Source organism: Mucilaginibacter sp. P1_D10 (assembly GCF_056406215.1).
Window position 1 is genome coordinate 133,443 of record NZ_JBFUAP010000001.1, and the last position, 23,689, is coordinate 157,131.

Below are 23,689 nucleotides of genomic sequence, written 5' to 3' on the forward strand. Positions count from 1 at the left end.
GACTAAAGACTTTAAACAAACGCAAAAGGCTTCGGGTAACCGAAGCCTTTTGCGTTTTATATATGATAGATAAACTTATGCTAATTGCTTAGCTAGTTTTTCGGTCAGTACTGATTTTGGCACGGCGCCAATTTGTTTGTCTACAATTTCGCCGCCTTTAAAGAATAATAAAGCCGGGATGTTGCGGATGCCGTATTTCATGGATATGCCTGGGTTGTTATCTACGTTTACTTTACCTACAATGGCTTTGCCATCGTATTCTTTAGCAATATCTTCTACTACCGGGCCAACCATCCTACACGGACCGCACCACTCTGCCCAAAAATCAACAAGTACTGGTTTATCTGATTTAAGAACAAGTTCTTCGAAGTTTGCATCTGTTATTTCTAAAGCCATGATATTTTTTATATTTAAAATTTTTAGTGTACAAATATATACTATTCAAATAGCTTGCCACAAGTAGGTGCATGACAATGTGACAATTCTATTGATAATGTGGATAATATTGACAGATGTGTAATAATCAGGCAGTTTAAGGTTACCTTTTTACTACTTAAGGTATCAATTAAAAAGCTGGTTATGGAATTCCTGTTATTGTTTGTGGCACCTTTTCTGCAGATTATCCTTTCGGTGTTAAGGCTGGTACGCAAGATACAATTGCCCTTATTCGCCATTTTCGGGTTTGCGCTTTTTTTAGGTATTATATGCTCTTTTATGGCCATGGAAATTATTTTGGATGCGATGTCGCGCGAAGCCCACGGAAGAGGTATCTGCGGTATGCCAGGGATGGCAGTGTTGTTTGCGGGGTTGTTTATCACCTTTGTTACTACGCCTATCATTGCCATGGTCTGCTATCTCATCAGCCGCTATGTGCAAAAAACGGCCGAAGCAGATGCCCCGGCCATTATCCCAAACAAACCAATCAACTTATAAATTATACATCCCGCCATCGGCAATCAGTTCAGAGCCTAACAGGAAGGTAGAATCATCAGATGCGAAGAAGGTTACTACTTTGGCCAGTTCTTCGGCTGTACCGAACCTGCCAACCGGGATTTGCTTCAATATACCTTCGCCCATTTGTTGCAGCTGATCATCGGTAATGCCCAGTTTATCTGCACTGTGCAACGGCGTGCCAACCGGGCCGGGGCTTACGCTGTTTACACGTATTTTGCGTGGTAATAACTCTACCGCCAGGTTTTTAGTTAACGACAACAGGGCGGCCTTACTTGCCGCGTAAACGCTTGCCCCAGCCATGCCTATGTGAGCGTTGATAGAGGTATTGAAGATGATAGAACCACCCTCGTTTACCAACGGCAGCAACTGCTGCAAGGTAAAATAGGCACCCTTAAAGTTGATATCCATGATATCGTCGAACATCTCTTCTTCCATCGCCTCAACCGAGTTGAACTTACCAATACCTGCATTCACGAAGATGATGTCTATGTTAGGAGCGATGGCTTTAACCTGCTCGTTCAGGGTTTTTATTTGTGCCATGTTGCCGCTATCGGCAATTACGCCGTAAGCGTTGTCGCCTAATAAAGCGATGGCCTCGTCTATAGATTTTTGGTTGCGGCCGGTGATGATAACCTTTGCGCCTTGTGCTATAAATTCTTGTGCGGTGGCCAGGCCTATACCACTGTTGCCGCCTGTTATTACTGCTGTTTTATTGCTTAACTTTTTCATTATCTTTGTTTTGATGACTCAAATGTACGGCGGGTGCAGGCCCCCGTCAAGAATGTACCATTTTGTACGGAACGCACCTTTTGGTAGGTTATGGGCGCATTTGCGTTAAAGCCATTTCCACTTTTTTTATATGACAAAACAAAGACATCCCCTATACACCTGCAGCATGGAAGCTGCCCTGAGCGTGATAAGCGGCAAGTGGAAAGTGAAGATTTTGAACCAGCTTTTAGATGGCCCGAAACGCTACAGCGAGATACGCCGCAACATTGAGGGTATGACCGAGAAGATGCTTAGCCAGCAATTGCATGAGCTGGAAGAAGATAAGATACTCACCCGCAAAGTGTACCCCGAAGTACCCCCACGCGTAGAATATGCCTTTACCGATTTAGGCAAAGAACTCGCCTCGATATTCTACGCCCTCGAAAAATGGGGCGCCCACTTTTTAACCGTAAACAGCGATAGCATAAAGGTTGCGGATGAAAGTTGCTACACGTTTAGGGAGCCTGCAATAGTGGTAAAATTACAGGATGCCGTTAAAGAATTGAATGATGTTAAAGCGGGAAAAGTAGAGGCAAGAGATTTCGATGACTTGTTAAAGGAATTATAATTGCTCAACGTTGATAAGCCAACTTAATCTCTTTCAATATTTCATTCCAATCTCTCCCTTTGTTAGCACCGCTTTCGAGTTCTTTTATTCTGCTTTTAATTTCGTTTAAAAACGCAGGGTCACTCCACAAGTCTGAAGAACCGAGAGATACATCTTCAAAAATGGCAAGTAAAAATCCCAGTTTTTTATCATCAACTTCATCGATATAATCATGTAGTTGCTCCCTCATTGTTGTCGCTATCATATGCTCATCGTCTGATAAATCCTAAATCATCGACTCGGTTCCGCATCCGTTAAGATTAGTTATTTACTATTCAATCACCTCACTAATCTGGATTATCGGCGTAGTGTTGGTATATTTTGGGATATCCGCGCGGATTTCTTGTGCATAAGTTTTCATGCCGTTCTGAAAAGCGGCTATGTTTTCGAAGTATAGTGTGCCTATAGCCAGATAAGGTGCCGGCGCGCCGGGAGCACTTCCCGCAATGCCTTTGTCTATGGTGGCGCCTTTCATGTCATCGCCAAACAAACGCTTCACCATAGGGATGTGCTTCGTGGCGTAATAGTCCATGTCAAAGGTTTTACCCTCGCCGTTGGGGTAAAGTATAGTTACTTTTATCATGCCTTTTTTAACGGCTTGCGCAACTGCTTGTTTTACGGACAGGCAGCCAAAAACTAAGACTAACGCTAAAATTAGTATGGCGGTTTGTTTTTTCATCATATTTTAAATTGGTTGCCCGAATTTAGATGATAACCTGCACATTATCAAATCCTACGCCAGTACCGCGTTCATATTCGTTAGGCTCAATATTTCGGCCATCAAATCGTCGCTGGGGTTTACTTTGTGGCTTTTGGATGCAAGGTTCACGAACATCGATTCCTCTCCATCGTTTATCTTGAATTTGAGCAGGCAGCTGCGCGATGGGTATTTTTGGTTATTGGTATCCACCATATGCAGCAGGCTCGCTATCACCTGGTCGTTTACGGCGTTTATATCCAGGCTTACGGTTACGGATTTGGTGAGCTTCTCCCGCATTTCTGATAGCAGACTCATCACGGTTACACGCAAATCCCAGTTATCTTTTTGTCTGAATTTTTCTTCGATATTGCCTTTGATGTGCAGGAAATACCCATCCATCATGAGGTTACGGAATTTGACGTAATCCTCGCCAAAAAATGCAAACTCGTACGATTCATCGTAATCCTCCAGCACGAAGGTGCCAAAGGGTTTGCCCATTTTGGTCGTTTTATGCTGCACGTTGCCTACCAGGCCGCCAATACATATCTCGCCGCGCTTGCGCAAATCTGCAAACTTGGCCATTATTTCTTCGCCGCCCTCGCCCGAACGGGCCTTTTGCACTACTTTAAGCTCGGCCAGGGTGGTGTTGCAATATTTTTCCAGTTCCAGCTTATAGTTATCAAGCGGGTGGCCGGTGAGGTAGATGCCTATTACGTCCTTCTCATATTTCAAACGCTCTATCAAGGGCCACTCCTCTGCATCGGGCATGGCTGGCTCGGGGATATACGATGCTACCTCGCCACCGAATAACGACGATTGCGAACTGTTTTTGGTGTTCTGGTAGTCGTTACCGTATTTAATCAGGCGTTCTATGCCCGTAAGCAGACCGTTCTCCGTCTTGGCAAAAAACTGCGCCCGGCAAAGGCCAAAGCCATCGAAGGCCCCGCCATAAACCAGGTTTTCGTAGGATTTACGGTTTACCGATCGGGTGTTGCTTCGCTGCGCAAAATCATATACGCTGGTGTAAGGGCCGCGCTCGTTGCGTTCTTCTATGATACTTTCTACGGCCTTTTCGCCCACGCCCTTAACGCCAGCCATTCCAAAGCGGATAACGCCTTTTTTATTGGCGGCGAAGGCCATATCGCTTTCGTTGATATCGGGCCCCAAAACCTGCACGCCCATGCGGCGGCATTCTTCCATAAAGAAGGTAATCTTCTCCATGTTGTTTTGGTTGTTCAATACTGCCGCCATGTATTCTGCCGGGTAATGCGCTTTTAAGTAGGCCGTTTGGTATGCCACGAAAGCATAGCAGGTAGAGTGCGATTTATTGAACGCGTACTGGGCAAATGCTTTCCAATCCGTCCATATTTTGGTGAGCTTATCTTTAGGGTGACCTTTTGCAATGGCCCCATCCATAAACTGAGACTCCATTTTGTTGAGTACCTCAATTTGCTTTTTACCCATGGCCTTACGTAAAACGTCGGCATCGCCTTTGCTGAAGCCGGCGAGCTTTTGCGATAAAAGCATCACCTGCTCCTGGTACACCGTGATACCGTAGGTTTCGCCCAGGTATTCTTCCATATCTGCCAGGTCGAAAACGATAGGTTCCTGCCCATGCTTACGCTTGATAAAGTTAGGGATGTACTCTATCGGCCCCGGGCGGTACAGGGCGTTCATGGCAATTAAATCCTCGAATTTATCGGGTTTAAGGTCGCGCAGGTACATTTGCATACCGTCACTTTCAAACTGGAAGGTGCCGTTTGTATCGCCGCGCTGGTAAAGTTCGTAGGTCTGAACATCATCAAGCGGTATATAATCGATATCGATATGTACATCATGGTTCTGCTTGATCATGCGCAGGGCATCCTTGATAATGGTGAGCGTTTTAAGGCCCAAAAAGTCCATCTTGATAACGCCTGCATCTTCAATCACACGCCCGTCGTACTGGGTAACCAGCAGGTCAGAGTCCTTGGCGGTGGCAACAGGTACGATGTCTGTTAAATCGTAAGGCGCAATGATGATACCCGCCGCATGCACGCCTGTGTTACGTACCGAACCCTCCAATTTCTCCGCTTCGCGGAGCACGATACCTTTAAGCTCGGTTGATTTGTAGATGGCCTGCAGCTCGGGCACCTGTTCTATGGCCGTTTTCAGGTTGATGCCCAGCGTATCGGGTACCAACTTTTTCAGGGCGTTCACATCGGCAAGTGGCATATCCAGCACGCGGCCAACATCCTGTATGCTGGTGCGGGCGGCCATAGAGCCGTAGGTGATAATTTGCGCCACCTGGTTTTTGCCGTATTTATCAACCACATAGTCGATAACCCTTTGCCTGCCTGCATCGTCGAAATCTGTATCAATATCGGGCATGCTTTTCCTGTCGGGATTGAGGAAACGCTCGAACAGGAGGTTGTACTTCAGCGGGTCGATATTGGTGATACCCGTACAATAAGCCACTACCGAACCTGCGGCCGAACCACGACCAGGACCGATGAATACGCCCATATCGCGCCCGGCTTTGATGAAGTCTGCCACAATAAGGAAGTACCCCGCAAAACCCATGGTACGGATGGTGAACAGCTCGAAATTGATACGCTCCTCCGCTTCCGGGCTGATATCTTTATAACGTTCCTTAGCACCTAAAAAAGTCAAATGCTTCAGGTATTCCCACTGGTTAAGGGTGTCGGCATCGGGCGTAAGGTCGCTGTGTATCTTAAATTCGGGGGGGATAACATAATTGGGTAGGAGGATATCGCGCTTCAGTTTCAGCACATCTACCTTATCTACAATTTCCTGGGTATTATCTAAGGATTCGGGGATATCATGGAACAACTTGCCCATCTCATCCTTCGTCTTAAAATAAAACTGATCGTTGGTAAAGCCGAAGCGGTAACCTTTGCCGCCCTCTTCGTCGGTTGCTATAGGGGTGCTTTGCAAATCTCCCGTGTTTACGCAAAGCAAGATGTCGTGTGCGTTCGAGTCTTGCTGATCCACGTAGTGCGAATCGTTAGAGCAGATTACCTTTACGTTGTATTTTTTGGCGAATTTGGCCAGCACCAGGTTCACCGTATTTTGCTCGGGGATATCGTGGCGCTGCATTTCTATGTAGAAATCCTCGCCGAACAAATCAAGCCACCATTTAAATTCTATTTCGGCAGCGGCCTCGCCATCGCGCAGGATAGCCTGGGGAACGGATGCGCCCAGGCAGCAAGTAGTGGCGATGATGCCTTTATGGTATTTTAAGATAAGTTCCTTATCAATACGCGGCCACTTACTGTAAAGGCCCTCCATATATCCCAGAGAGCACAGCTTGATGAGGTTTTGGTACCCTTCGGCGTTTTTGGCCAGCATCAGCTGGTGGTAGCGCTTATCTTTTTTCTCTTTGGTAAACTGCTTTTTATGCCGGTCGTCTACCACATAAAACTCGCAGCCCACTATCGGTTTTACACCATGCTTGCCTGCCTCGGCCACGAATTTGAAGGCGCCGAACATGTTGCCATGGTCGGTAATGGCCAGGGCTTTCATGCCATCGGCAGCGGCCTTTTTATATAACTTGGTTATATCGGCGGCGCCGTCGAGCAACGAAAATTGGGTGTGTACGTGTAAGTGCGAAAATTCGGGCATGGTATCTTTCTCTCCGTATCGTGTAGATTACAAATTTATCAAAAATCGATACGAAATACCGTTTTGTGGAAAAATCATAGGCTATCTTTAACACAAAAAAACACGGATGCAAATAGTGCCCTTGTCGCCAATCAGATCGGTATTTTTGTTTGTTTTTGCTATAGCCATGTTATTAACAGGTGCAGGGTGCCAGCCAAATTTACCGCCTGCAAATAGAGTGTTCGTTGTGCAACCGTTTATGGGCATATCAACAGAGGATATAAAAGCAGTGTATGAGAAACTGATAAAGGTAAACCCCAAAGCAATATTAAAACCCTCAATTGCTTTGCCCCCAAACGCTTACTATAAACCCAGGAACCGTTACCGGGCCGATTCTATCATCAGTTATCTCACTAAATTCGGCAACGCCGATACGGTTATCATCGGACTAACCAACGAGGACATCAGTACCCGAAATGGTGACATAGTCGATTGGGGCGTTATGGGCCTCGGTTTGCAGCCGGGAAACGCTTGTGTGATATCGACCTATCGTCTTCATAAAACTAAAATCGCAAGCCAGTTTTATAAGCTTGCTTTGCATGAGTTGGGCCACACCCAAGGCCTGCCCCATTGCCCTAATAAAACCTGTTTTATGCGCGATGCTGAAGGCGGCAATCATTTAGATGAAGAGACCGGATTTTGCAAATCATGCACCGCATTTTTAAAGAGCAAGGGCTGGCATCTCTCCAACTGACGTAATTTTTGCATTACAAGTGTTAAATCAGTTATTTTCTTAGCTAACAACCCCCTTGCAAAAAACATTCTCGCTATAATCGTGTTGGCAAAATATACAGGGAACGCCTTGGCAAATGACTTGCACCGGGCCATAATTACCCCTAACCTTTACAGATTTGGAACGATTTGGACGTATAGCCCTCAAAACAATACTTTGGATAATCGGCAGCATCATTTTTTTGGTGTTGCTTGTGATTATTTTGATACAGGTACCCGCCGTACAAAACTACGCAAAGGATAAGGCGGTAACTTTTTTGCAGAATAAAATTCATACCAAAGTAGAGATAGGCCACATTAGCCTGGGCCTGCCCAAATTGCTGGTGCTGGAGGATGTTTATTTTGAAGACCAGAAAAAAGACACCCTGATAGCAGGCGATAAGCTGAAAGTAGATATTACCCTGCTGAAACTGCTGCAGAATAAGGTTGAGATAAACGAGATAAACCTGGAAGGCATCACCGCCAAGATAAGCCGCGGCCCGGATAGCCTCTTCAATTTCGATTACATCATCAAAGCATTCGTAGGCGAGCAGAAGAAGGAGGTAGAGCCGGCCGACACGGCTTCTACTATGAAGTTCTCGTTGGACAAAATCATACTCGACAGGATAAACGTATCCTATAAAGATGCCACCACCGGCAACGATGTTAAATTCCTGCTGGGCCATTTCGATACCCGCATCAAAGATTTCGACCTGGATAAGATGAAGTTTACCATCCCTAAGATAAACCTGAGCGGGGTGAACGCCAAAATTATCCAAACGCCTGCGGGCTCATCCATTGCGCAGGCGGCTGTTGTAGATACCGCCATTACGCCATTGAATATGGACCTTACCCTGGGCGAGATAAACGTTGATAAGGTAAAGGTTGATTACCGTAGCGGCGAGATGGCGGCATCGGTAAACCTGGGCAAGTTTTTGGTGAATATGGATAAGATAGACCTGCGCAACCAGCACGTAGGGGTTAAAACCATAGAACTTAGCAATACCGATGCCGGGGTTATATTCGAAAAACCGAAAACCGTTGCTAAGGCGATAGATAAAGCCATCAAAAAACTGGATACCCTGGTATCGGCAAGGCAAACGACCAAGGGCTGGACTGCCAACCTGGGCAGGATAACACTGGTGAACGATAACATCAAATTCGATAACGATGTGCAGAAAGCCTTACCCCGTGGGCTTGATTTTGCGCACATGAGCATTAAAAACCTGAATGCCGATATCGAAAACCTGGCTTATCACCCGGATAGCCTGTTGGGCAGGGTAAACTCGGTTACCTTTAGCGAAAAAAGCGGGCTGAAGCTGAATAAATTCCACACCAGCTTTTTCTACGGTCCGAAGGGCGCGTACCTGAAAGATCTGCTGGCCGAAACGCCTACCTCAGTCATCCAAAAAGAACTCATAGTGGGTTACCCTTCCATAGATGCACTCACCAACAACCTGGGCAAGCTGAGCATCAATGCCAATTTAGATGGCAGCAAATTGGGCCTGCGCGATATATTGCTGCTGATGCCTACCATGTCGTCAATTGAGCCATTCAAATCATCGCCTAATACGGTGCTCAAAATAAACGGCCGCGTTACCGGCACGGTAGATAACCTGCGCATACCCAATGTGGAAGTAAGTGGCTTTGGCAATACTTATATCAAAGCATCCGCCATTGCGAAAGGATTGCCCGATGTGGATAAGGCTTATCTCGACCTTACAATAAACGATTTCCGCACCAGTCGCGACGATATCGTACGCCTGGCACCAAAAGGCACTATACCGCCAACGGTGAGCATCCCCGAGAACATGGATTTAAAGGGCACGTTTAAAGGCACCATGAAAAACTTTAGTACCAACATGAAGTTGCGCAGCAGTTACGGCGCGGTAGATTTGGTGGCGGCCCTAAAAAGCGGCAGGCGCAAAGGCAGCGAAACTTATTCGGCCAATGTAAAGGCCAATAACCTAAACGTGGGAGCGCTCACTAAGCAGCCTCAGATGGTGGGCATGGTTACCATGAGCGCCAACATTAGTGGTGCGGGCCTCGACCCGAAAACCGCGAGCCTTAAATTCAATGGCAATGTGGCCAGCGCATACATCAAAGGCTATACCTACAAAAATCTGGTGATGAAAGGCACGGCCAGGAACGGCGCCTACGTGGCAAACGCCCGCATGGTGGATCCTAACATCAACTTCAGCCTGGATGCCAAGGCCAATATGAACAAGAAATACCCATCGGTAAACGCTACGCTGATGGTTGATAGCATCGATTTGCAGAAATTGGGCTTTACCAAGGAGGTGATGCGTTTCCACGGCAAGATAGTGGCCGATGTACCCACTGCAGACCCGGATTACCTCAACGCCAATATTATGGCGACGGAACTGCTGGTGAACAATGCAGGCAAGCGCATCAATCTGGATACCGTTAGCCTGATATCTACCGCCAATGCCGATAGCAGCAGTCTGCGCCTTAAAACGCCGGTGTTTTATGCGCACATGGGCGGCAAATATAAACTAACCCAGGTTGGTCCGGCGGTGCTGGATGTGATCAACAAATATTATAATACCAACCTGGTGACCGGCACACCGGCGGCAAAAATCAAATACTCGCCGCAGCAATTCACTTTTGATGCACGGCTGGTAAAAACCCCGCTGATAGATAAATTCGCGCCCGACCTCAAACAGCTGGATCCGGTATTGATAAACGGCCGCTTCAACAGTACCACCGGCGAATTGGTAGTTAATGGTTCGATGCCTAAAGTAATATACGGCACCAATACCGTGAACAACATGAAACTGGCTATAAACACCGGCAACAACGCACTTAATTACGGCCTTACAGTAGATGAGATAAAGGTGGGCTCCTCGCTTGATTTGTTATATACCAGCGTTACAGGCTCAGCGCAGAATGATAAATTGGGCATTAGCCTGCAAGTGCGCGATGCCGCCAAAAAAGAGCGTTATCGTGTGGCGGGCGTATTCAGCGTAATACCAAACGAGTACCAATTCAGCTTTTTGCAGGATGGCGTAATGCTTGATTATACCGCCTGGGCCGTTAACCCCAACAACGCGCTGGAGTTCGGCAACAAAGGCATCCTGGCGCGCAATTTTAGCCTCACCAACAGCAACCAGGTGCTGAGTATCAATACACCGTCGGGCCAATACAATGCGCCTATTAGCATAGATTTCAAGAATTTTAAAATAGAGACCATCACCAAAATGGCCAAGCAGGATTCATTGCTGGTAGGTGGTACCATCAACGGCAACGCGGTGGTGAGCAACTTCCAGAAATCGCCGGTTTTCGAAGCGGCCATCAACGTAAGCGATTTCAACTTTAAAGGCGATACCGTAGGCAACATCGCGCTTAAGGTAAATAACCAAACGGCCAACGCCTACGCCGCCCAGATGAGCATCACAGGCAAAGGCAACCAGGTTGATTTGAACGGTATGTATTACACCGCTCCTGAAGGCCGTTTCGACCTGAACCTGAACATCGTGAACCTGGGCGTGAAGAGCATCGAAGGGTTTAGTTTCGGCGCCATCCGCAATTCCAGCGGTAATATAACCGGGGCATTAAAAATAACGGGGACGACGGCGGCGCCGGCGGTACGGGGTGATATTAACTTTAATAAGGTGGCTTTCAACGTATCGATGCTCAACTCCTATTTTACTATGCCCAAGGAGAGCATCACGTTTAACGACGAGGGCATCCGCTTCAACGATTTTACTTTGGTAGATTCTACCAATAATAAAGCTATCATCACCGGCACCATCTATACCAAAACCTATACCGATTTCAAATTCGGCATGGATATCCGGGCGGATAACTTCCGTATGATAAATTCTACCAAGGCCGATAATCAACTGTTTTACGGCAAGTTGTTTATGGATGCCAATGTGAAGGTACGCGGCGATATGGCCAAACCCATCGTAGATGCCACTTTAACCGTGAACGAAAAAACGGATATGGTTTTCGTGCTGCCAACGGCCGACCCGGCGGCAGAAGACCGCGAAGGGGTAGTAGAGTTTATAGATCAAAGTGCACCGAAGATGGATTCTATCCTGCTGGCCAGACAGCTGGATTCGCTCAAGAAATCGGAATTGCGTGGCCTCGACGTTACTGCCACGGTGAACATAAATAAGAATGCAAACTTCACCATTGTGATAGATGAACGCAACGGCGATGTAGTGCAGCTGAAAGGTGAGGCCCACCTTAACGGGGGCATAGACCCCAGCGGCAAAATCAACCTTACGGGTACCTATGTCGTGAATCAGGGTTCGTACAATTTGCAGTACGCAACCGTTAGCCGCAAATTCAACTTTAAGCCGGGCAGTACCATCACATGGACAGGCGACCCAACCAGTGCCAACATCGACCTTACGGCCATTTACGTAGCCAACGTACCGCCTATAGATTTGGTGGCAAGCCAGCTGGGCGATGCTAACAACACGCAATACAAGCAAAAGCTGCCTTTCAATGTAAATCTTAACCTGCGTAACGAGTTGCTGAAACCCGAAATTAGTTTTGATATCACCCTGCCCGATAGCAACTACAATGTATCCGGCGAGGTAACCAGCACGGTAAATACCCGCCTAAATCAAGTACGGCAAGATCCAAACGAGTTGAATAAGCAAGTGCTGGGCGTATTGGTATTGGGCCACTTCATAGGCGATAATCCGCTGCAAAGCCAGGGGGGGAGCGCAGGGGTAGAGGGAGCCATCCGCAGCAGCGTAAGCAGCTTGCTTACCGATCAGTTGAACAACCTTGCCGGTGGCCTGATCTCGGGCGTAGATCTTGATTTCGGCTTAACCTCCGGGCAGGATTATTCCTCGGGCACGGCGCAGAACCGAACGGACCTAAACATAGGCGTATCCAAGCGTTTCCTCAACGACAGGCTTACGGTATCCGTCGGTAATAACTTCAATTTAGAGGGGGCGCAACAGGGGCAAAAGACATCCAACATAGCGGGCAACGTATCCGTCAATTACAAGCTGAGCAAGGATGGCCGCTACTCGCTGCGGGCCTACCGTAAAGACGAATACGTGGTGATACAGGGGCAAATCATCGAAACCGGGCTGGGCTTCTCGCTCACGGTTGATTATAACCGCTTCCGCGAGATATTCCGCAAACGAACTGATGCCGAGAAAGAGATGCGCAAGCGCTACAACGAGGAGCAGAAACTGAAAGACGCGCAGGACAAAGCCTCGCAGCAAAAAGATAAAGAAGACAGGGCCAGAACGCAGACCACAACTACACAATGATAAAACGTATAACATATTTACTGTTGGTAACCGTACTGCTAAGCGCCTGCAGTACCACCAAATACTTGCCCAAAGGCGAGAAACTGTACACGGGCGGCAGTGTAAAAGTGGCGGATAAGGACATCAAAAAAGCAGATTCCAAAGCCATCAGTGCCGAAATGAAGACATTGATACGCCCGCAGCCAAATGCAAAGCTGCTGGGCCTGCGCATAAAGTTATGGCTATACTATAAAACCAAGGCGCGTAAAGGCTTCATCCAAAAATTCTTCAGCAAGTATGGCGAGCCACCGGTATTCGTAAGCCAGGTAAACCTGGAGAAGAATAGCACCATTATGCAAAGCCGCCTCCAAAACGAAGGTTATTTCCAGTCGACGGTAATTGGCGATACCATCGGCAAGCCCAAAACAGCAAGAGCTGAGTTTACGGTAACTGCCGGGCCGGCATACACCATTCGTAATGTAGCGTTCCCCATAGCTACTGATAATAGCCTGGATACAGCCGTAAGAGGCACCATGGCACAAACATTATTGAAAGCCGGCGACAAGTACAACCTGGATGTCATCAAATCTGAGCGCATCCGCATTGATGCGCGTTTAAAGGAGGAGGGCTTCTTCTTTTTCGCACCCGAGCAGCTGATCATCAAGGTAGATAGCACCATCATCAATCACCAGGTAGACCTTATCGTGAGCATCAAGCCCACCACATCCGAAAGGGCCAGGGAAATCTACAGCATCCGCAATATTTATGTGTATCCTAACTACTCGCTGCGCGATACTTCGTTGAAACTGGACCAGGCGGTGCCCTACCGTTGGTACAACCTCATAGATCCGCGTAAAACCGTGCGCCCTTTTATATTTGCCAATACGGTGTTGCTGCACCCCAATGATACTTATAGCCGCACAACCCATAATAATTCGCTCAACAGGTTCATCAACCTGGGGCCTTACCAATATGTTAAAAACCGTTTCGAGGACGTAACGCCCGATTCGCCAAAGTTGGATGTTTACTACTTCCTTACGCCCTACAAACGCAAATCCCTGCAGCTGGAGTTGTTGGGGCGCACTACTTCTGCCAGCTACACCGGTTCGCAAATAAACCTCAGCTGGAAAAACCGCAACGCCTTTAAAGGCGGCGAGCTGTTTGCCGTTACCCTGTTTGCCAGTACCGATGTGCAGGTAGGCGGGCAAAACGGGGGCTTCAACGTGTTTCAGTACGGGATACAACCTTCGGTTTCCTGGCCGCGCATCATCGGGCCGTTCAACTTAAAGGCAGATAACGCTTACATACCGCGCACCACGCTTACGCTCAATTATACTTCGGTTGTGCGTAGTAAATTATACTCGCTCAATTCGTTCAGCGGCTCGTTCGGGTACCAGTTCAAAACCAGTCCGCATAAGCTAAACGAGCTGAATTTATTGGAGATAACCTATGTAAAGCCCCGTAACGTAAGCCTGCTTTACACCGATAGCATCAATAACCCCAACAACCGCAACCCGGCGCTTAAGCATGTGATAGACCCGCAGTTTACCTGGGGCCCAAGCTATGCTTACACCTATGATAATACTACCGAAGATTACCGCACCAACAGTATTTTTTACCGTGGCAAGCTAAGCCTATCTAACAACATCTACGGTTTGCTCACAGGTGCAGATACGCTTGCCGGGAAGGACAAAAAATTCCTGGGCAGCACGTTTAACCAATACGCTAAATTAGAGACCGAGCTACGCTTCTTCCACAAGTTGGGCGTGGGCAGCAAAATTGCAGCAAGGGTATTGGTAGGCCTGGGCCTGCCTTACGGCAACTCTACCATATTGCCATACAACCAGCAGTTCTTCATCGGCGGACCTAACAGCCTCAGGGGTTTCCGGGCACGATCGATAGGGCCGGGCACTGTGGATGCCAGCTCACTCAACGGCGGCTTTATTGCAGATCAATCGGGCGATATTAAGCTGGAGGCCAACCTGGAATACCGTACGCGGCTTTTCAGCATTGTTTACGGTGCCTTGTTTGCCGACGCCGGTAACGTTTGGAACGCCAAGCCGCACCAGGCAGGCGGTACCTTCGGGCCGAACTTCCTGAGCCAATTGGCCGTGGATGCAGGGTTTGGCTTAAGGTTCGATGCCACCGTGCTGGTACTGCGTACCGATGTTGGTTTCCCGCTGATGACACCTTACAGTACCAACGGCGCCAGCCGCAGCATCAGCCCAAGCTTCAGGAATGCCATATTGAATATTGCGATAGGCTATCCGTTTTAAGCGGTTCATTGGTTCATTAGTGAGTGAAGTAGTGAATTATTGATTGAGTGAATGACGGATTAGGGAATTATGTTTGTAACCTTCAAGGTTTGGCCAAGTCCAATTAATGACCCAATGACCCAATGACCCAATGACCCAATGACCCAATGACCCAATGACCCAATGAACAAGATTACCGTGCCCCTGCAAATGATAGACCTGCATGGCGATGGCTTTCACCCATTGCTTGATATTATGCTATTCGGCAAGCCATTTAAAGTGGTTTTAGATACTGGTGCATCCCGTACTGCATTGGATCATCAACTTCTACAGGCAGCAAACGAGGATTTGCCTATCACCAGCACCGAGCGCTTATCCATGGGGTTGGGCGCCAGTGATATAGCATCTGCCACGGCTATCATCCATAATTTATGGATTGGCAGCTTGCTCATTCCTGAAATAGAAGTTGCTGTGCTTGATTTATCTACCATCAACATCGCCTACAGCCAAATGGGCCACCCTGAAGTTTTAGGCGTTATCGGCAGCGATATCCTGATGATGCACAAAGCCGTAATTGATTTTGGGAAAAAGGTGTTGGCGCTGAAATGATGAGTAATTAATGGTGAGTAGTGAATAGTTCATTCGCTGCCGCAAGCCTCCTGGCTTGTGGCCCGTTAGCAGAGCAGCTTTGCATTTTAGCTTTTATGTTGGCTACTTTGCAAGCGGGGCACAAGAGTACGCTTGCGCCAGCCTCAGGAGATTTTTTAGGCACGCAAGGCGCGAAGGAGTAAAGAGGGATATTTATTGCGCTGTATATCGATTTAGAATTGCTTATTAAATGGTTTTATGAAGACAGGCTTTTTTTGTAAATTGGCAGTTATATAGGACTAAAACAACCTAAATGGGATCAGGCGAAGTGTTTGTAAAAGAGGCATCAAAACCCAATAAACCAGACTCGATAGTGGATTTAGTTTTCTGCATCAAGGAAAGACCAGTGATGTATATTGGCGATAATTCCCTAACCTGTTTGAAAGCATTCATTGACGGCTGGACGTTCCGCTCCTATGATACCATAACCGATTGGGACGTGATGGCAGATTTTGATACGTGGTTGCGAAAAAGATATAAAATGCAGAAAATGGAACAAGACTATTATAACATCATACGCTTTTGGTCAACAAGCGATGATGGCGCATTAAGGTTGTTTTTTAAGCTATTTCAAGAATTTATTTCAAAAAGGGAGATGATTAGGATATAATGCTTTATTACACCCAACTCATCTTTATAAAACCCGGCTGCGAGGAGGAGTTCCACGCATTCGAGGATAAGGTATTGCCGTTATTGAATAATCATAATGGCATGCTGGTTTATCGTATCAGGCCGAAGGCAGATGCATTCGTAGAAAACAGCGAGCCATTACCCTACGAAATCCACCTGGTAACCTTTGGCAGTAAAGCCGATTTTGAAGGCTATAAAATCGACCCGAAGCGCCTGGCTTTTATGGAAATGAAGGATAGGGCGGTAGATAAGATCGTGTTGATTGAAGGCGTTGCGTTGTGATGATCGGCTCAGGTGTTTAACAAACCTGGTAGGATATGATTATTGTGCATCCGGCTAACGCTTGTGCATACAAACCAGGATAATGTTGGGCGATGTATCGCCGTCAAAAGTGTTTTTATGAAAGTCGCCGTAGGTGCTTTCAATGGCAAATCCGGCGTCGACAAGCAGGCGTGTTAGGGTATCGATATTGTACATAAACAGGGAAATATTGGTTTTCTTTTGGCTGACGATGCCGTCCGTTTGTTTTACCCGGTGGGTTTGGCGTACGGTAACTATTTCGTTTTCCTCGTCAAAAAGCCGTTCTTCAAAACTTTGTACGTTATCAACTACCGACGTTAATGCTGCGGGTAGTTTTTTAATCAGGTAGCCGGGGTTAAAAACGTGTATGATAAATATACCATCTTCTGCCAGCATACATTTGATATTCTTGAGGACTTTGCCTGCTTCCTGTGGCGTAAAACAATTGAACGAACTTTCGATATTATAAATAAAACCGAATGTGCCTCGCGCGACGAAGCTTTTGGCATCGCCGCAGAACAATGAAGTGGCTAAAGGCAATTGCGCCCTTGCTATGCTTATGAAATATTCGCTGATATCCAGGCCTGTTAAATTAATATAACCGCCAGCGGCTAAGGCTTTAAGGTGCCGCCCGTGCCCGCAGCAATGGTCTAATACCGGGCAATTTAAATTGGCAGGGACATAGCTTAACAAAAAATCAGCCTGCTGAGAACACGCCGTACCCCTGGTTTCCGAAGAAACCAGGGATAAGTAATGTTTGTCAAAATAGTCGTTAACTGCAGTATCGGAGTTAAGGCTTGTTTGGCTTGATTCAGGCATATTCCAGTTCGGCATGTTTAACGTATCCGCTGCGCCCTTCTTCTGCCGGTTCGCCGGTTGTTTCGTCCTCGCCGGTACCGCCTTCTTCCGTGCCTTCTTCTGTTTTGGTGCCACACATTACAACAGCCCGTGGTAAATTGAATCTATAACCGATGTCTTTTGTTTCTTCTGCCGGTGCCGGTACCTCTGTTGTTTCCACTTCGCCGCTTTCACCTTCTTGTGTACCTTCCTCTATTTTGGTGCCGCACATTACAACGGCCATAGGCAAGTTAAATTTATAATTGCCGGTTTTTGTTTCTTCAGCCGGGGCGGGCAGTTCGGTGGCTTCGCCTTCGTCTTCAGTTTCCTCTTCTGCGGGTGCTTCTGGTTTAGTCTCGCACATCACAACCCCTGTTGGCAGCAGGGTGACCTTTTCAATAAAGCTTACCACGTACTGTTCGCCGAACTCTTTTTCCCACATCGTTTCTGTTGAACTAAAGGCGGTCAGCAACTCTGGCAACTCACCATGTTCGCTGCCAAAACCGGGATTATGGTCGAGCACGAAACCCAGTATCCGTTTACAGTCTGCAGCATAGGCAACCGGGTGCAGCATGTGTAAATGCCACATTTCATCAATTAATTCTGTGGGGGCAATAACAGTGTCCCGATGTTTTTTTATCAGCATTAGAAACATACGGTACTGGCGCTCTATTGCCACTAACGTAGTTGTACCGTACCCATTTAAAGGGCCGCGCGAAGTTTTTGCCACTTTTACAAGGTCGGCGCTTAGGGTTGGGAGTTGTGAGGTTGTCATCATGTTTTTTTTAAAGGTTTGAAATTTAGGTTACTGGTTTTTTTGCTTTTAGAAAGGAAGACAATACCCAAAGCGAAAGGCCTATCATTTTACTGATAAGCAAACCTAAATAATGGAAATCGTTTAAACAACGCGTATAACTACCTGATTATTAAAAGTTTTATGATGTTTTGAATTTGCTTTTTAGGCAATCATAAAGCGGGTAAAGATGTAGCGGAATACACTATAGCCCGTGGCGATGGGGAGCCGCAAAGCAATGAATGCCGCATGCCCGAGTGCTTTTTTTGGCGCCGGAAGCCATTGCGTTCGTGGAAAATAGTGAGCCATGCCCTACGAAATCCATTTAGTAACCTTCGGCAGCAAAGCCGATTTTGATGGCTATAAAACCAACCCGAAGCGTCTGGCTTTTATGGGAATGAAGGATAGCGCGGTGGTGAGGATTGTTTTGATTGAAGGCGTGGCGTTGTGATTTTAAGCATCACTTAGCCCTCTGAAAAATTAAATATGCCACATTAGGATTGGCCTTTTTATATAGTAGTGTTACATCAGTTAACAATTCTTTTGAAAATGATGGCGGCACGGTTTGCACACGGGAATAATCTTGCCCATTTACAGTGTAAGTGAATTTAACAAGGTTACTAAACCATAATTTGGTGGCGGCAGTGCAATTGCCTTTTTGAAAGTCTCCGGTGCGAATTATTGGTTTCCAAAACTGGATCAGGAAATCTTCGGGATCCAGCGGGTTAATTTTTACGTCATAAGCCTCGCCAATTTCTATTGAAGAATGTGGTTTGTTTGCAACCACATTATATGTATGGTTATTGTAAGTATAAGTAATGGTCAGGTTTTTACCACCACTATCATCAATTAAGCCCACTACATTCACCCCCTTTTCTGTTAGTTTTTTGTCGCCCATATAAATCCACAAGTTTAGGCCGCCAATTATTCCTAAAAATAATAAGGCGAACAGGTAACCTTTGAGATTTTGAATATTTTTAACTTTTGGCTTTTTCTTCATGCATTATAACGAGGCAAAAATAGCTAATCTAAGCACACGGCGGTTTCCTGCCGATAACAGAACCATTGCCGTCGGTTTCAACCGACGGACTAAAAGACAAACAAAAAGGCTTTAGCCAAACTCTTTACGAATTCGGCTAAAGCCAGTAATTTATTTTGCTTGTTCCGTCGGTTGAAACCGACGGCAATGAAGGTGCTAGCCCGAAAGGCTAATTACCTCTTAAAACTTCGTAACGTCTTCTTTTTCCTCCGGCGCATCGCCTTTGCGCTCCACGGTGATGGTACACTCGGTTAGCAAAGCCGCTGCTGCGCCTACTGCTGCAAAAATCGGTGCTACCAACAGGCCGACCAGCCCGTAGTTAACCGGGAAACTCATGATTTCTTTACCATGGCTATCGGTGATAGTGATTTTGGTTACGTTGCCTTCGGCAATTAATTCTTTTACTTTTTTTACGATGCTCTCTCCATTGATAGAGAATGATTCTTTTGTTGCCATAATATATAGGTAATTGGTTTTAAATGTTTTTGCGTTTTTATTATTGGACTGGATGATAGAGAAATTGTTACAGCGGAAGATAGAAGCAAGAATTAAGAGCCAGGAATCAAGACAGGAAAATTGTGATTCAGAAATTTGCTATTCTTGTCTCTTGATTCTTATCTCTTGCCTCCGAATTATTTCAACGTTTCGTACTTATTGCCATTACTCGGGTCGGCTTGCAGCAGTATATTCATGGCCTGGGCCTTTTCGGGGCCGAAGGCTTTGCTAAAGATCGAAACGAACTCATCATCCTTAGCGGTAAAAAACGCCAGCGGGAAGTAGGAGCCGATGCGTTTGCGATCTACCTGGGTGAGCTGCGGCAATATGGCGCTGATAGATTTGCGGGCCAGCACGGCATTGTTGGCCATCATATCCAAGCCGTTGCGATGATAATCGTATATAAAGCTGCGGAGGCCGTTGTACAGCTTGTTGTTCAGGTTCTCTGATAACCAGTAACGGTTTAGGTTGCTGTCGAAAGCTTTCCAGCCTTTAAAGGATGCGGTTTGCGCATTGGTAACCACGGTTTGCGCCTGCGCGAAGTACTGGCTTCCGCCGTAGCGCGAAAAAGAATCATAATCGAGCCCAACGATGACGTAGGCGTAAAAAGCCATTACCGAGCTCAGGTTGTTCTGGAAATTCTGGTCGCTGAAATCGATGGTTTGGCCCTCGGTATAACTGAAATCTACATCCCGATCATTAACGTTGAGCAGTGTGCTGGTATAGCTGGAGTTATATACCGGGCGGGATGATTGCACCTGCAGCTCGCCGCTGAAATTGCTGCCGCCATCCCAATTGGTAATGTTAAGCACAAAGTTGCAATCGATACGCTCGTTGGGGGCAATGGCATCGGCGGCCCATTTGCGGCCGTTCAAAAAATCTTTCATGGCGGTTTCCAGCGTGCTGAAAACGCGCTTGTTGCTCACCTGTATCTTAGGCGTAAGTATTTTTACCCGCGCGTTCAAATCCTGCGCCTGTGCGAGACAGCAACAGAACAAAAGGGTGATGACGAGGAAAATTGCTTTTAAGCTTTTTTGTTCCCCTCTCGAGAGGGGGCGCGCAGGCCTGAGCGGGAGCAGGGGTGTGTTAGCCACTAATCCTGACGACAAACACACCCCTCCACCCCTCTCGAGAGGGGAATCGCACGGGCCATTGCTCGCATTTTGTATAAAAAGCGATTCCCTTGTGGGTATGACTAGCAGGCAGCGTTTCATGGTTTTAGCAGTTGGATAAATTTAGCACAAATATCCTTTGCCACCTCATTTTTATTTTTGAGGCCGAAGGTGGTTTTCACCAGGGCCTTATCAATCATCGTAATTTTGTTGGTGTCGCCCTTAAAACCAGCCCCGGCATCGTTAAGCGAGTTCAGAACAATCATATCCAGATTTTTGCTTTTTAGCTTCGCGATAGCATATTCCTCTTCATTATTTGTTTCCAGCGCGAAGCCAACCAACACCTGCCCGGCGCGTTTTTGCTGGCCAAGGGTTTTTAGGATGTCGGTAGTCTTCTTCAGTTCGATATTAAGCCCGCCATCCTGCTTCTTTATTTTTTGTTCGGCTACTTCCAGCGGCGTGTAGTCGGCCACGGCAGCACTCATGATGCAACCGTCTACATTGCCAAAGTTCGCCAGGCATTCGCGCAGCATATCTGCCGCGCTGGTAACATCGATGCGCTTTATGCTCCGTTGCCTGCTTTGCTGGGCTGTTGGGCCTGCTATTAGGGTAACGTCGGCACCAAGCGCAGCCAGTTCATCGGCAATGGCAAAGCCCATTTTGCCGGATGAGTGATTGCCTATAAAACGTACAGGATCTATAGCCTCGTAGGTAGGTCCGGCGGTAACCAATACTTTTTTATTGATTAAGGGAAGTTTCTGTTTGATGTCGGCCTCTATAAAAGCTACTATCTCTTCCGGTTCCGCCATGCGGCCTTCGCCGTGTAGGCCGCTGGCCAGTTCGCCGCTGCCGGGTGGTATCAGAATGTTGCCGAACGCCTGTATCTTGCCGATGTTATCCTGGGTGGCATTGTGTTTCCACATGTCCAGATCCATAGCAGGGGCAAAGTACACTGGGCATTTTGCCGAAAGATAAACAGCGGTAAGCAGGTTATCTACCAATCCACCCGCCATTTTGGCCATAGTGTTGGCGCTGGCCGGGGCAATGATCATCAAATCGCCCCAAAGGCCAAGCTCCACGTGGTTATTCCACTCGCCGGTTTCGGGCTTGAAGTATTCGCTGTAAACGGGGCGTTTGGATAGGGTAGAGAGCGTAAGCGGGGTGATGAAGTTAGTGGCATCGGGCGTCATCACTACCTGCACCTGCGCCCCGGCTTTCACCAGCAGGCGCACCAGCGTAGCCGTTTTATAAGCTGCTATGCTGCCACAAACAGCAAGGATGATTTTTTTTCCAAGTAGCATAAAGTCGAGCCCCCCAGCCCCCTAAAGGGGGGGCCGAAGTAAAAGTTAGCCCCCGACCCCCTGAAGGGGGAGCAAAAGTAAAAGTAACAAAAAAACTCCCATAGGGAGTTTTAAAAAAATCATGCAAGTCAAAAGCTCCCCCTTTAGGGGGTTGGGGGGCTTCTACTATACTTCTTTTGCCGGGTTGCGGTAGTAGATCTTATCTTCTAAAAATTCCTGAACGGCTACCAGGGTAGGTTTAGGCAATTTTTCGTAGTATTTTGATATCTCTATCTGCTCGCGGTTTTCGAAAACCTCTTCCAGGTTATCGTTTGCCGATGCAAATTCAGAAAGTTTCTGGTGTAATTCTTCCTTTATGTTGTTCGATATCTGGTTTGCCCTTTTTGACATAATTACGAGCGACTCATAAATATTGTCGGTCTTCACATCCAGTTCACGCAGGTCACGTGTTACGGTGCTGCTTGCTACAGCTGGTTTAGTGGTGTTGGTGGTGCTCATATCTGTTATTTAAAATTCTTTATGTATTAATTCGGTATTTTTTGCTTGTCCCTATCTTTTATAGATGGCGGCTGTGAGCCGGCGGTAGTATCTTTATTAGCTACTTTGGCAGCCAGTTTTGGGTTGAAAGCCAGTTCGGCAAGTACCCTTTTGGCAGTTATGATGCCCTGCTCACTGTCTTTTTTATAATCGGCAGTCTCTTTTAAGTATTTGCTGGCCGGGTATTTTTCAGTAAACTGATCGGCGTAGGTTATCACCAGGCCGAAACGTTCTTCCTGGCGCTGCTCGCTGCTTACCTCAGCATATTTGTATTGCGCCCTAATAGTTAAAAACTCAAGTTCCTCGGCATATTTAGTATCCGGGTAATCGCGCAGGGTGTTGTTGAACGCAATAGTTGCTGCCTGAAAATCTCCGATGGTTAAGTAAAGCTTAGCGTTTTCGTAAGCCTTGCGCTCCAGCTTATCGCGCAGGTTCTGTATCAACTTGCTTGCCTCGGTAACACGGTCGCTTTTAGGGTAAAGGTTAATGAACAACTGCAAGCTTTCGATGGCTTTGGTAGTGTTCTCCTGATCCAGCGAGTATATCGGCGAATCGAGGTAGAAGCAATACGCGGCAATAAAGCGGCACTCTTCAGCACGCGGGCTGGTAGGGTAGGTATCGGCAAACGTTTTGAAATGGTAACGTGCCGAGGTGTAATCTTTCAGCTTATAGTTAGTGTAAGCGTAGTAATAGTACAGGTCTTCCGCGCCGGCACGGCCACGATAGATGGTAACCAGATCCTCGAACAAGCCAAGGGCCTTGCTGTAATCCTTTTTGTTATAAAACTTTACCGCTTCGGAGTATTTCTTGGCGTTATCGTTACTCGCTTTTAGTTTCTCGTACTTGCTTTTACAACTGCCAAGGGCAATAAGTAATAACAGCATTACGCCCGAAACAAAGTGAAGTTGCTTTTTAAACATTTTGCAAAGATAGTTGAATATTATAAATCAGTCAATTATTTATTTAGTAGCCCAGGGATTGCTTTTTAAGTTCTCCATTCCTCTTCTTGTGCGGGTTGCCGCCGCGCACGGCCGGGGAACCGCTTTAACGGACGAATATATAACGACGTTTCCGCTCCTTGCATATACGGCGCATG

At 46.9% G+C, this 23,689-nt stretch carries 22 protein-coding genes; 9 read left to right on the plus strand and 13 right to left on the minus strand.

The features are described from left to right. Window positions 1-75: 75 nt before the first annotated feature. A complete protein-coding gene (trxA, locus tag AC1DYT_RS00625) occupies window positions 76-396 on the minus strand; it encodes a thioredoxin (RefSeq protein ID WP_477467730.1) in 321 nt (106 codons plus the stop codon). 183 nt (window positions 397-579) lie between these two features. On the opposite strand from trxA, the gene AC1DYT_RS00630 reads away from it, so the two are divergent. Beyond that, window positions 580-933, plus strand: coding sequence for a hypothetical protein (locus AC1DYT_RS00630; protein WP_477467731.1), 354 nt, complete (start codon window positions 580-582; stop codon window positions 931-933). Here AC1DYT_RS00630 and AC1DYT_RS00635 read toward each other — a convergent pair. Continuing rightward, complete coding sequence (locus AC1DYT_RS00635) at window positions 928-1,683, minus strand: SDR family oxidoreductase (RefSeq protein WP_477467732.1); 756 nt, start codon at window positions 1,681-1,683, stop codon at window positions 928-930. The genes AC1DYT_RS00630 and AC1DYT_RS00635 overlap by 6 nt on opposite strands. 130 nt (window positions 1,684-1,813) lie before the next feature. Between AC1DYT_RS00635 and AC1DYT_RS00640 the strand changes: the two genes are divergently transcribed. After that, window positions 1,814-2,290 (plus strand): winged helix-turn-helix transcriptional regulator, encoded by a 477-nt coding sequence (locus AC1DYT_RS00640; protein ID WP_477467733.1) that lies wholly within the window; start codon window positions 1,814-1,816, stop codon window positions 2,288-2,290. A gap of 4 nt (window positions 2,291-2,294) precedes the next feature. On the opposite strand, the gene AC1DYT_RS00645 is transcribed toward AC1DYT_RS00640, so the two are convergent. The 3 genes from AC1DYT_RS00645 to dnaE all read right to left on the minus strand — a co-directional run bounded on the left by AC1DYT_RS00645 (window position 2,295) and on the right by dnaE (window position 6,653). Continuing rightward, window positions 2,295-2,519 (minus strand): hypothetical protein, encoded by a 225-nt coding sequence (locus AC1DYT_RS00645; RefSeq protein WP_477467734.1) that lies wholly within the window; start codon window positions 2,517-2,519, stop codon window positions 2,295-2,297. 81 nt (window positions 2,520-2,600) lie between these two features. Beyond that, a complete protein-coding gene (locus AC1DYT_RS00650) occupies window positions 2,601-3,011 on the minus strand; it encodes an EthD family reductase (RefSeq protein ID WP_477467735.1) in 411 nt (136 codons plus the stop codon). Window positions 3,012-3,062: 51 nt separating this feature from the next. Further along, entirely contained in the window at window positions 3,063-6,653 is a 3,591-nt protein-coding gene (gene dnaE, locus AC1DYT_RS00655) for a DNA polymerase III subunit alpha (protein ID WP_477467736.1), read from the minus strand. A 238-nt stretch (window positions 6,654-6,891) separates the two neighbouring features. Between dnaE and AC1DYT_RS00660 the strand changes: the two genes are divergently transcribed. From AC1DYT_RS00660 to AC1DYT_RS00685, 6 genes are all read left to right on the plus strand, one after another. Beyond that, window positions 6,892-7,386: a hypothetical protein gene (locus AC1DYT_RS00660; protein WP_477467737.1), complete on the plus strand. Its 495-nt coding sequence runs from the start codon at window positions 6,892-6,894 to the stop codon at window positions 7,384-7,386. A 157-nt stretch (window positions 7,387-7,543) separates the two neighbouring features. Further along, the gene (locus AC1DYT_RS00665) at window positions 7,544-12,667 is read left to right on the plus strand and encodes a translocation/assembly module TamB domain-containing protein (protein ID WP_477467738.1); all 5,124 of its coding nucleotides are present in this window, start codon (window positions 7,544-7,546) and stop codon (window positions 12,665-12,667) included. Then, window positions 12,664-14,922, plus strand: a complete 2,259-nt coding sequence (gene tamL / locus AC1DYT_RS00670; protein ID WP_477467739.1) for a translocation and assembly module lipoprotein TamL — start codon at window positions 12,664-12,666, stop codon at window positions 14,920-14,922. Before AC1DYT_RS00665 ends, tamL begins: the two co-directional genes overlap by 4 nt. 162 nt (window positions 14,923-15,084) lie before the next feature. Continuing rightward, window positions 15,085-15,510: an aspartyl protease family protein gene (locus tag AC1DYT_RS00675; protein ID WP_477467740.1), complete on the plus strand. Its 426-nt coding sequence runs from the start codon at window positions 15,085-15,087 to the stop codon at window positions 15,508-15,510. 292 nt (window positions 15,511-15,802) lie between these two features. Continuing rightward, window positions 15,803-16,159, plus strand: a complete 357-nt coding sequence (locus AC1DYT_RS00680; protein ID WP_477467741.1) for a hypothetical protein — start codon at window positions 15,803-15,805, stop codon at window positions 16,157-16,159. Continuing rightward, complete coding sequence (locus AC1DYT_RS00685; RefSeq protein ID WP_477467742.1) at window positions 16,159-16,461, plus strand: hypothetical protein; 303 nt, start codon at window positions 16,159-16,161, stop codon at window positions 16,459-16,461. The genes AC1DYT_RS00680 and AC1DYT_RS00685 overlap by 1 nt, the downstream gene beginning before the upstream one ends. A 54-nt stretch (window positions 16,462-16,515) precedes the next feature. Here the strand turns inward: AC1DYT_RS00685 and AC1DYT_RS00690 are convergent, their stop codons facing one another. Together AC1DYT_RS00690 and AC1DYT_RS00695 are read right to left on the minus strand one after the other, a co-directional pair. Next, window positions 16,516-17,298, minus strand: a complete 783-nt coding sequence (locus tag AC1DYT_RS00690) for a class I SAM-dependent methyltransferase (RefSeq protein WP_477467743.1) — start codon at window positions 17,296-17,298, stop codon at window positions 16,516-16,518. Beyond that, window positions 17,291-18,094, minus strand: a complete 804-nt coding sequence (locus AC1DYT_RS00695) for a glycine-rich domain-containing protein (protein ID WP_477467744.1) — start codon at window positions 18,092-18,094, stop codon at window positions 17,291-17,293. Before AC1DYT_RS00695 ends, AC1DYT_RS00690 begins: the two co-directional genes overlap by 8 nt. A 322-nt stretch (window positions 18,095-18,416) precedes the next feature. Here AC1DYT_RS00695 and AC1DYT_RS00700 point away from each other — a divergent pair, with 322 nt between their 5' ends. Beyond that, window positions 18,417-18,560, plus strand: a complete 144-nt coding sequence (locus AC1DYT_RS00700; RefSeq protein ID WP_477467745.1) for a hypothetical protein — start codon at window positions 18,417-18,419, stop codon at window positions 18,558-18,560. A 9-nt stretch (window positions 18,561-18,569) separates the two neighbouring features. Here AC1DYT_RS00700 and AC1DYT_RS00705 read toward each other — a convergent pair whose 3' ends face one another. From AC1DYT_RS00705 to AC1DYT_RS00730, 6 genes are all read right to left on the minus strand, one after another. Next, the gene (locus tag AC1DYT_RS00705) at window positions 18,570-19,109 is read right to left on the minus strand and encodes a hypothetical protein (RefSeq protein ID WP_477467746.1); all 540 of its coding nucleotides are present in this window, start codon (window positions 19,107-19,109) and stop codon (window positions 18,570-18,572) included. 219 nt (window positions 19,110-19,328) lie between these two features. Then, on the minus strand, window positions 19,329-19,604 hold the full coding sequence (locus AC1DYT_RS00710) for a DUF4342 domain-containing protein (protein WP_477467747.1): 276 nt from the start codon (window positions 19,602-19,604) through the stop codon (window positions 19,329-19,331). A 176-nt stretch (window positions 19,605-19,780) separates the two neighbouring features. Further along, the gene (gene porD, locus AC1DYT_RS00715; protein ID WP_477468090.1) at window positions 19,781-20,722 is read right to left on the minus strand and encodes a type IX secretion system protein PorD; all 942 of its coding nucleotides are present in this window, start codon (window positions 20,720-20,722) and stop codon (window positions 19,781-19,783) included. Between the two features lie 131 nt (window positions 20,723-20,853). Further along, window positions 20,854-22,056: a bifunctional phosphopantothenoylcysteine decarboxylase/phosphopantothenate--cysteine ligase CoaBC gene (gene coaBC / locus AC1DYT_RS00720; protein ID WP_477467748.1), complete on the minus strand. Its 1,203-nt coding sequence runs from the start codon at window positions 22,054-22,056 to the stop codon at window positions 20,854-20,856. 165 nt (window positions 22,057-22,221) lie between these two features. Then, window positions 22,222-22,554 (minus strand): DNA-directed RNA polymerase subunit omega, encoded by a 333-nt coding sequence (locus tag AC1DYT_RS00725; RefSeq protein WP_477459509.1) that lies wholly within the window; start codon window positions 22,552-22,554, stop codon window positions 22,222-22,224. Between the two features lie 26 nt (window positions 22,555-22,580). Beyond that, the gene (locus AC1DYT_RS00730) at window positions 22,581-23,513 is read right to left on the minus strand and encodes an outer membrane protein assembly factor BamD (protein ID WP_477467749.1); all 933 of its coding nucleotides are present in this window, start codon (window positions 23,511-23,513) and stop codon (window positions 22,581-22,583) included. Window positions 23,514-23,689: the final 176 nt, after the last annotated feature.